Source organism: Xenorhabdus mauleonii (assembly GCF_900113945.1).
Taxonomy (GTDB): domain Bacteria; phylum Pseudomonadota; class Gammaproteobacteria; order Enterobacterales; family Enterobacteriaceae; genus Xenorhabdus; species Xenorhabdus mauleonii.
The window spans coordinates 1-3,013 of record NZ_FORG01000070.1 but is presented as its reverse complement, the minus strand read 5'-3'; the positions used below and the strand labels follow the sequence as shown (position 1 = coordinate 3,013).

4 protein-coding genes are annotated in these 3,013 nt (G+C 39.2%); 2 read left to right on the top strand and 2 right to left on the bottom strand.

Annotated elements, in window-relative coordinates:
* Positions 1-171 precede the first annotated feature (171 nt).
* Positions 172-633: a phage tail protein gene (locus BM100_RS22095; protein WP_092514950.1), complete on the top strand. Its 462-nt coding sequence runs from the start codon at positions 172-174 to the stop codon at positions 631-633.
* Positions 633-1,226, top strand: a complete 594-nt coding sequence (locus BM100_RS22090) for a tail fiber assembly protein (RefSeq protein ID WP_092514948.1) — start codon at positions 633-635, stop codon at positions 1,224-1,226. Before BM100_RS22095 ends, BM100_RS22090 begins: the two co-directional genes overlap by 1 nt.
* A 25-nt stretch (positions 1,227-1,251) precedes the next feature.
* On the opposite strand, the gene BM100_RS22085 is transcribed toward BM100_RS22090, so the two are convergent.
* On the bottom strand, positions 1,252-1,869 hold the full coding sequence (locus BM100_RS22085; RefSeq protein ID WP_092514947.1) for a tail fiber assembly protein: 618 nt from the start codon (positions 1,867-1,869) through the stop codon (positions 1,252-1,254).
* Positions 1,869-3,013 (bottom strand): phage tail protein (locus BM100_RS22080; protein WP_338066859.1); only part of this gene is annotated, 1,145 nt, incomplete at its 5' end. The genes BM100_RS22085 and BM100_RS22080, both read right to left, overlap by 1 nt.

Below are 3,013 nucleotides of genomic sequence, written 5' to 3'. Positions count from 1 at the left end.
AAACCGACGTTAAAAGAGAGTGTTCGAGGACTAAAATTTAAAATTGGACATGCTTTTAAGTTCAAAACAGAAAATAAATTAATTTAATTTATGTTTTTAAGAAATTCCAAAACATATTTTTTTGCCATTCATTTTATTTTTAAACAGTCACTGTCACTAAACGTCGGTTTGATGGGAACCGAGTTACCAGTTGGTGTGCCTGTTCCGTGGCCATTGGAAAAACCTCCAACAGGATGGTTGAAATGTAACGGTTCAACATTTATTACAGGACAATATCCTAAATTGGAGGAAGTATATCCATCACTTAAGTTGCCTGATTTACGTGGCGAATTTATTCGTGGGTGGGGTGATGACAGAGGAGATATTGATGTTGGGCGTACACTGCTGAGCTGGCAGGCTGATAGTTTTCGTGCACATCAGCATGGAGTTACAGCATTTGACGCTTGGGATGCATCGGTATTAATTCGTAATGACCGATCTGGAGATGTATTACTGTCGACTGACAATGCGGTTGGATATGGAGATAAACCAAATGGAGAAATAAAGGGTGGCCTATATAAAACTGAATATAATGGTGAAAATGAAACCCGCCCCCGTAACATTGCATTTAACTACATTGTGAGGGCAATATAATGATTGCGAAATTAAACAACGATCTGATTGCCACTGTCGCGGGTGATATTACTGTTTATAACTATAATAGCGAAACACGCGAATATTTTTCGTCCTCTGTAGAATTTGTCCCAATAGGTGTCGGTATCCCTGCTCACTCATGTATCGATGCACCAGATGGCCGCAAACAGGGTTATGCTATTTGCCGCTCACAGGATTTGTCAGCATGGGAATATATTGCCGATCACCGTGGCAAAACGGTCTACAACATTGAAACAGGTAGCGCACAGGTGATTACAGCGCTCGGTGATTATCCGACAAACACAACGCCAGAGGCCCCAACGACATCATTCGATAAATGGAATGGTAAACGGTGGGTGATAGATGCTCAGGCACAACACCAGTATGAACAGGAACAGGCTGAATCTAAGAAAAAATATCTACTGAGTACAGCCACAGAGAAAATCGATATTTGGCAGGATGCTGTCGATTTAGGCATGGCAATCGATGTCGAAAAATCTGCATTAGCCGCATGGCGTAAATACCGTGTATTATTGAATCGAATAGATTGCTCTATCGCTCCTGATATTGAATGGCCAGAACAGCCGAAATAAGCACAGGGGCCGATGCCCCTGATTATTATTCTGGTTTTTTAGGCCAATTAATTTTTTCAACATCTGAAATATCAAGACCAATCAAATTAACACTATAAATTTCCCACTCACGTAATAGTGAAATTTCATCTTTTGATGCCATATTAAGTCTGACTTTGCGTTCTAATTGAATAATTTTTTGTTCGGTTTCATGTAGCAGGGACTGTTTTTGATTTTCTATTTGTTGTAAATCATATTTTTGTTTTTCACTAAAGTCCGTTATCCATTGTTTTCCATCCCATTTATCAAATGAGGTTTTAGGCTCGAATAAAGTAAATTCAGAAGATAATTCTCCTATTGACTCCACTTCCTGTGGCTGTAGTGTTTTGATGTGATAAGCATTTTTCCCTCGATGATCTGGAACATTAATCCATAATTTTTCATCTTCACTGCGGCAAACAGCCATATCCCCAGAATCGGGTAATTCAGGTGCATCCAAATAAGCACCAGCAGATAACCCAACACCAATAACAGTGCGTTCCATATCTGCACAAATATATTCTTTTGTGTCGGTATTAGCTCGATAAACTCGTACCCAACCATTAGAGGTTGCAAAGCCATTTTCATCAAAATTTGCTGTTTTAATATCTGTTGTATATTTCATTATGCTGCTCTCACTATATATAGAAATGCGACGTTACGGGGGCGGGTTTCAACTCCACCATTATTACTAACTGAATATTTTTTTCTTCCATAATCAGAACCAGTACCAAAAAAGTCTCCCCATACTGAGTTACCTGTCTCGTTTCGTATGGCTTCAAATTCATGTTTATGAGATTTAAATTCATCATTTTGCCAAGACAACACACCGCGTCCTGAATCTATATTTCGCCCAGCATCTAAACCACGAATAAATTCCCCACGTAAGTCTGGTAACTTTCCTGATGGATAGGCTAAACCTAATTTAGGGTATGTTGATTTATTAAAAGATTGCCCGTTACAAACTAAATAGCCAGAAGGTGGATTCGTCTGTGGCCATGGTAAAGGAACGCCAACAGGTACACTGCCTAATGAGTCTTTATCATCTTCTGTTAATATTCTTCTATGTCCTTTAAAAGTGCCTTTTTCATCAAAAGCATATGTTGAAATTCTAAATCTATCCCCATCACCATTACTTCCATAGGAAAAAGAAATTCCTCTTGCATGTTCGGCTCCTTCTACACTGGGGTGGGCTATGTGAATAGCCATATTACCAAGCCCATCTAAGCCTTCATTAAGCCTTAAAAAACCAGAACGTCCTAAATCGCGCGAGCTAGGATCGTCTAAAAGATTAGCTGCTTTAGATAAAATATATCCTGTTGTTTTAGTATTCTTATTTAATGGAATAAAATGGCTATCGGATTCAACTTTGGTATAAGCACCTACATCTGCAGCAGAAGGTTTATTTTTAGTGGTATAGAACTCTGTCCACTCCTCTTCAAATCCAAACCGGTCTCTAGCTGAACGATAAGCTATGCTATTATTCTTGTATTGAGTTTGTAATTGAAGGGCTGGAGTACTACCGGAATCTACATTAAAATGAACAACAAGAAGACTATCTCCTCTCCTTTGGACAATATAAGAACCAGATGCCGCATTCCAAGGTACACCTTCTTCCCCTTGCACAGTAGCTGTAGATCCTCTAGAAAATGCCCCAACATTTCCTGCTTCCAGAACAATATCGCCACTCAATGATTTTCCATTGATTTTCCGTGAACTTGGCACCGCATTTCGAGCTAGGTTTTGAGTTTCCACCAAACCGAGGTTTT